This window comes from Tenacibaculum aiptasiae (assembly GCF_965221665.1).
Taxonomy (GTDB): Bacteria; Bacteroidota; Bacteroidia; order Flavobacteriales; family Flavobacteriaceae; genus Polaribacter; species Polaribacter aiptasiae.
On sequence record NZ_CBDCSN010000002.1, the window covers coordinates 2,446,131 to 2,452,703 of the forward strand.

A 6,573-nucleotide genomic window follows, 5' to 3' on the forward strand; every position below is an offset into this window, starting at 1 on the left:
GCTAATATCGTTTTATTTTAGCAAAACGAGGGTTAATTTATTCATAATTATAATAGTTTTTTTAATGAAAGAAAAGGCGAAACTTACACTTGCTGATTTTGAAAGTGTTTCAACAAATGAAGAGTTGTTGAAGGTGATCAAAAAGAAGAAAATTTCTATAGATAAAGTAGAGGTTAAGTTGGCTTATGAAAAAGAGTTAAAAGAACTTCAAGTAGAATTGGTGAAATTGCAACAATGGATAGCGAAAAATAACAAGCGAGTAGCTGTTATTTTTGAAGGAAGAGATGCAGCGGGTAAAGGAGGAAGTATCCGTCGTTTCATGGAGCATTTGAATCCAAGATCTATGCGTTTAGTGGCTTTAAATAAACCAACAGATGTAGAAAAAGGACAATGGTATTTTCAAAGATATATTAAAGAATTACCTAATCCGGGAGAGATTGTTTTTTTTGATCGTAGTTGGTATAATAGAGCAGTTGTAGAACCGGTTATGGGGTTTTGTACAAAAGAACAGTATAAGACTTTTTTAGTGCAAGTTCCAGAGTTTGAACATATGTTGTATGAAGATGGAGTTATAATTATAAAGTTTTGGTTGTCTATATCAAAAGATGAACAATTACGTAGGTTTGATGCAAGAAATGACAATCCTTTGAAAAGATGGAAATTTAGTCCAGTAGATAAAAAAGGGCAAGAGTTGTGGGATAAATATACTTATTACAAAAATGAGATGTTTAGTAAAACACATACAACATATAGTCCTTGGATAGTTGTAAAAACAAATGATAAAAAGAAGGCAAGAGTTGAGTGTATACGACACGTTTTGTCTCAGTTTAATTATGAAGAAGAAGAGGAGTCTAAAACGGTATCAAACCCTGATCCTAATATAGTAATGCGTTATTATCGTTCAGCAAATCATTTAGATTAAGATATGGAAAAGTTAACACAAAAAGATGTAGATAAGTTAAATACGAATAGAGGTTTGAAGGCAGTATTGTCAAAACCTTTTAATTTGGAACGTGCATTACGTTACGTTGATTATGAACGAAAATTAAAAAAATTACAAGTAGAATTAATTCGTTTACAAACCTGGGCTATAAATAATAATGAACGAATCATAGTTCTTTTTGAGGGAAGAGATGCAGCAGGAAAAGGTGGGGCAATACGTAGAATTACAGAACGAATTAATCCAAGGCATATGAGAATTGTGGCATTGCCAAAGCCAAATGAAGATCAAAAGTCTCAATGGTATTTTCAGCGTTATGTAGAGCAGTTTCCAAAAGCGGGAGAGATTGTATTTTTTGATCGTAGTTGGTATAACAGGGCTGTTGTAGAGCCTGTAAATGGCTTTTGTACTCAAGAGCAATATCAAATATTTATGAATCAGGTAAATGATTTTGAAAGAATGATTTTAGAGTCAGGAATCAGATTGGTAAAAATATATATGTCAATCAATAAAAAAGAACAGGCGAAGAGATTTAGAGATATTAAGAATAATCCATTAAAGCAATGGAAAATGACGCCTGTAGATATGAGAGCGCAAGAATTGTGGGATGATTATACTGAGTATAAAAGAGCAATGTTTTCTAAAACGAATACAAAAACATCACCTTGGAAAGTGATACGAGCTAATAGAAAAACCATAGCTCGTATTAATGTGATTAACCATGTTTTAAAGAGTATTCCGTACGATAAAAATACAGAAGTCTAAATTATAAATGGTTTTTTATAGTTTCAAAAATGTAAAATACCTCACCGGCAATTTGTTTACTAGTGTTTAAGTAGGTTTCTTCCATTAAATCTGTGTTGTCAGAAATTTTAGGATCTTTGAAAGGAAGGTGAAACCTAGAGATAGCGTCAGGGATAAAAGGGCAGTTTTCATCAGCGCTATCACAAGTTGTAATTGCTATATAAGGGAAGCTGTTACTTGAATGATCATATGTTTTTGAAAAACCTAAAATAGACTTTTTAGTTCCTTGAAAAGAGATTAAATAACGAGGGTTCTGATGTGAAAAATCTATGATATTAAAGTTGAAGCCAGTTTTTTGAAGACATTTTACAGTGTTTCTATGAAAAGCGGTAATTTCTGTACCGCCAGAATACGTGAAAATGTTTTTTAAATTAAAATATTCTATAGCGTAAAAGCTCCAGACTTGAGCTAGTTGGCTTCTTCTTGAGTTATGAGTACAAATAAAGTTTAAATTAATTTTTTCTCTATCATTAAATTCATCAATGATAGTATGAGCGATATCGTCAATTAAATTTAAACGGTCATTATTAATAATAGTTTCTTTTCGAGCTTCTTCAAAGAAAGTTTTTGTACTAATATTTTTAGTCTTTATCATTTATTTACAGTTCTTTTGTAAAATAGAATTATGTGCAAAAATACACTGTAAAGCTCTTTTGTAGAATTAAGTAAAGGTTAAGAATGTGTTTAGAAATAGGTAATAAAGTGGCGGTTTTGGATGCTGATATTAGAGGATTCGTAATAAAAAAAGAAGGAAATAGTTTTTTTATTAAAGATGATGAAGGGATGGAGTATTGTTTTTTAGCTTCTGAATTGGTGAAAATTGAAGCAGATCAAAATCAGTTGAGTAAATATATAGATATAAATAACCCATTATTAAAAGCAAAAATTAATCAGAGAGCTAAAAGTAAGAAATCGCCTTTTATTAAAGATAAAAACGAAGTGGTTATGGAGGTTGATTTGCACATAGAAAAGATTGTGAAATCTGTTAGAGGAATGGATAAATATGATATTTTGTCAAAGCAAATTCAATTGGCAAAGCAAAAATTGGAGTATTGTATATCAAAAGGAATATCAAAATTAGTGTTAATTCATGGAGTTGGAGAAGGTGTTTTGAAAAGTGAGTTACAGTATTTGTTGAATAATTATAATGTACGGTATTATGACGCTTCATATCAAAAATATGGGCAAGGAGCTACGGAGGTATACGTATATAAAAATGTGAATTAATTGTAATTTTGCGAAATGAAAAATGTTTATTTAGATAATGCGGCAACAACGCCAATGTTGCCAGAGGTTGTGGAGGTTATGAGACAATCAATGATGGATAATTTTGGTAACCCATCGTCTACTCATCAGTTTGGAAGAAAGGCAAAAGCAGCCGTTGAAACAGCTCGAAAAAATATAGCAAAACAATTTAATGTTTCATCAAGTGAAATTTATTTTACGGCAGGAGGGACTGAGGCTGATAATTTGGTTTTGTATAATGCTGTTTTGAATATTGGTGTAACAAGAATAGTGACTTCTAAAATTGAACACCATGCAGTTTTACATACAGTTGAATATTTGCAGAAATGCTATAATGTAGCTGTAGAATATATTGATGTAGATGAGAAAGGGAATGTTTTATTAGGTGAATTGGAGGAGGTTTTAAAAAGGTCGGAGGAAAAAACTTTGGTGAGTTTAATGTATGTTAATAATGAAATAGGGAATTTATTGCCTATAGATGATGTCGCCTTATTGTGTGAGAAATATCAAGCGTATTTTCATTCAGACACGGTTCAGGCAATTGGACACTATAAGATTGATTTGAAAAAAACACCAATAGATTTTATTGCAGCAAGTGCGCATAAATTTCATGGTCCTAAAGGAGTGGGTTTTGTATATGTGAAAAAAGGGCTTCTTCTTAAGCCAATATTACATGGGGGTAATCAAGAAAGAGGAGCGAGGTCTAGTACAGAAAATGTGCATGCTGTTTTAGGTATGGAGAAGGCTTTGAGTATTTCGTGTGAAGGTCTTGAGGATGATAAGAGGTCTATGGAAGAGGTGAAGAGTTATTTGATAAGTGAGTTAAAAACACATTTTAAGGGTGTGGAGTTTAACGGTGAATCTTCTAATATGAGAAAAAGTAGTTATACAATATTAAATGTGCGCTTCCCAGTAAATGAAAAAATGTTGTTATTTAATTTGGATTTGGTTGGGGTTGCAGTTTCTGGAGGGAGTGCTTGTCAAAGTGGAGCGAGTAAAGGTTCGCATGTTTTAAGTGCTTTTTTGTCGGAAGAAGAATCGAAAAAAACATCAGTTAGATTTTCATTTAGTAAATTAACAACGATTCAAGATGTATATTTTGCAATCGAAAAAATTAAAAACAATCTAAAACTTTAAATAAGCCTTTTTAAGGCTTTTTTTTGTTTTTTAAATAAAAACCCTTATATTTAGAAAAATATTAACTTAAATGGTTTTAAAAAGAGAGCTTTTTATTTTGTTTTCTTATTGAGACTTTTTTTGTTATTTGTTTTTTCTATAGTGTGACTTTTTACAAAAAAAAGTATCTAAAAATTTGAAAAGTAGTATTTATAATTATCTTTGCACTACTTACAGTTGTCCCCCCAAACTATTAGTATTAATATTTTAAAGTGTTGATATTGTTAGTCTTGGGGATTTAAAAATTCTCAAACATTTTATAAAAAAAGATTAAAATTCCCAAATTTTATTTGGGATAAGGATATATATATAATAATATGAGGAAAAATTACCCCGACACTTCAAAGAATGGACCCCTGTTTTTTGTGTTCTTATTATTTCTGCTTATTAATAATTCGTTTGGTCAAACTACTTGTACGAATTATTCAGATACTACTCCCCAGAATATTAATAATAGTAACTATAGAACAATAGCTTCTGTAAATGTTAGTGATTCGTTTACTATTACAGATGTAAATGTACTAGTTAATATAAATATTAATTGGAATGCAGATATTGATTTAAGACTTAGACATCCTGATGGGACTATAGTTCTTTTGTCTTCAGGTAATGGAGGTAGTGGAGATAATTATTCGAATGTTACTTTTGATGATGAATCAGGGAATGTTCTTCCAACCGGGAATGTGAATTTATCGGGTAATTATCGACCAATAGGAAATTTATCTGATTTTGATGGTAAAAATTCTACAGGATTGTGGCGTTTGCAAGGAAGAGATACTTTCTTAGGAGTTGATGATGGTATTATAAATTTGTTTACACTAAATTTATGTCAGACTGTAGTTATTGCAAACCCTTGTACAGATGGAGCAATAGTAGGAACACCTACAGCTAATGATCCAGATGGAGATGGTATTAATAATGAATGTGATTTAGATGATGATAATGATGGTATTACTGATGTGGAAGAATACTGTACTAATGCAACAACAGCATTGCTACCTTCTGCAAATGCATCAGGTGATCGTCAAGTAACAGTAAATCATACGGATACAGGTTTTGCTAGGTTAGATTTAACTGAGTTAGATAACTCTTTTCAAATGACGGTAAATGGAACTCCAGTGCATCCATCGATATTAGAATTTGAGAATGGAGCATTAGGTACAGGAGAAGTCTATTTTAGATTTCAATCTGATAACGCGTTTATTTCGAGCCCTTGGAATCCAAATGTTAATGGGTTACCGCGTTTAAGGTTAACCATTGATGAAACAGGAGTAATTACATTGTTAGGTACAAGAACAACAACTTCTACAACATTAGAGCCAATGGTGGCTCAAGACGGAACACCATTTAATACAATTACTTGGACACCTTTAGCAAATAATACTTTTATAATTATAAATCAAACAGGACCAGGGCCTGAAGAATTAAGAGGTAGTTTGTTGGCAAGTAATATTTGTGATACAGATGGGGATGGAATCAGTAATGAATTAGACTTAGATTCAGATAATGATGGGATTTACGATATTGTCGAGTCAGGTGTGTTGGCTGTAGGTGGAGTTGCAGATGCGAATAATGATGGAGTAGTTGATGGAGCAAACACTGGATCTGGGGCCAATGGTTTATTCAATACTATAGAAACGAATGATACGTTTGGAGCTAATTTAAATTATACGGTTTTAGATTCTGATTCAGATGGAGAAACAAATCCATTTGAAGTTGATTCTGATGCAGATGGGTGTTTTGACGCAATAGAAGCGGCAGGTAGTTTTGTTGCTGCAGATTTAACATCAGGTAGGCTTTGTACGTCTTCAGCTTGTGTAAATGCTAATGGTGTACCTACAAATGCAGGTAGTCCACAAGCGATAACAACTGCAGTAAGGATAGGTGATGTTATTTCTAGTATACCTATAACACCAAGTCCCGCTTCAGTATGTGAAGGAAGTAATATAACATTAACAGCTGCTCCTATAGGAGTTAGAAATTCAGCGGGAGCTATTCCTGCTGGAGATTATATATATAATTGGTATTTAGGGGCAAGTAGTACTCCTTTACCAAATTCACCACCTTATAGTGGAACAAATACAGCTTCTTTAACAATAACAAATGCAACAACAGCTTTATCAGGGAATAGTTACCGTGTAGAAGTTACTACTATAAACAATAGTTGTATAGAACAAGATAATATATTTATAACAGTTCAAGCGCAACCTGCTAGTGCCGGTACTAATGGAACTTTAGAAGTATGTCCTGGGGATACACCAACGACAGCTCAGTTATTTGGAGCTTTAGGAGGGAGTCCAGCGGGAGGAGGGACTTGGAGTAATGTTGGATTAGTTTATACATATACACAAGCAGCTACAAGTCCATGTACAATAGACAATACAGCTACTGTAACTGTAACAGAAATA

The 6,573-nt window shown here is 32.5% G+C and carries 6 protein-coding genes; 5 read left to right on the plus strand and 1 reads right to left on the minus strand.

Annotated elements, in window-relative coordinates; translation table 11 throughout:
* The first annotated feature begins 64 nt into the window (after positions 1–64).
* Together ppk2 (ACOQN8_RS11645) and ppk2 (ACOQN8_RS11650) are read left to right on the plus strand one after the other, a co-directional pair.
* Positions 65–922, plus strand: coding sequence for a polyphosphate kinase 2 (ppk2, locus tag ACOQN8_RS11645; RefSeq protein WP_235275669.1), 858 nt, complete (start codon positions 65–67; stop codon positions 920–922).
* 3 nt (positions 923–925) lie between these two features.
* The gene (ppk2, locus tag ACOQN8_RS11650; RefSeq protein ID WP_235275668.1) at positions 926–1,705 is read left to right on the plus strand and encodes a polyphosphate kinase 2; all 780 of its coding nucleotides are present in this window, start codon (positions 926–928) and stop codon (positions 1,703–1,705) included.
* A gap of 1 nt (position 1,706) precedes the next feature.
* Here ppk2 (ACOQN8_RS11650) and ACOQN8_RS11655 read toward each other — a convergent pair whose 3' ends face one another.
* Positions 1,707–2,339, minus strand: coding sequence for a low molecular weight phosphatase family protein (locus ACOQN8_RS11655; protein WP_235275667.1), 633 nt, complete (start codon positions 2,337–2,339; stop codon positions 1,707–1,709).
* A gap of 83 nt (positions 2,340–2,422) precedes the next feature.
* On the opposite strand from ACOQN8_RS11655, the gene ACOQN8_RS11660 reads away from it, so the two are divergent.
* The 3 genes from ACOQN8_RS11660 to ACOQN8_RS11670 all read left to right on the plus strand — a co-directional run.
* On the plus strand, positions 2,423–2,971 hold the full coding sequence (locus ACOQN8_RS11660) for a Smr/MutS family protein (protein ID WP_420552791.1): 549 nt from the start codon (positions 2,423–2,425) through the stop codon (positions 2,969–2,971).
* A gap of 15 nt (positions 2,972–2,986) precedes the next feature.
* Positions 2,987–4,126, plus strand: coding sequence for a cysteine desulfurase family protein (locus ACOQN8_RS11665; RefSeq protein ID WP_420552792.1), 1,140 nt, complete (start codon positions 2,987–2,989; stop codon positions 4,124–4,126).
* 356 nt (positions 4,127–4,482) lie between these two features.
* Positions 4,483–6,573: proprotein convertase P-domain-containing protein (locus ACOQN8_RS11670; protein ID WP_420552793.1), on the plus strand; the 2,091-nt coding region annotated here is incomplete at its 3' end.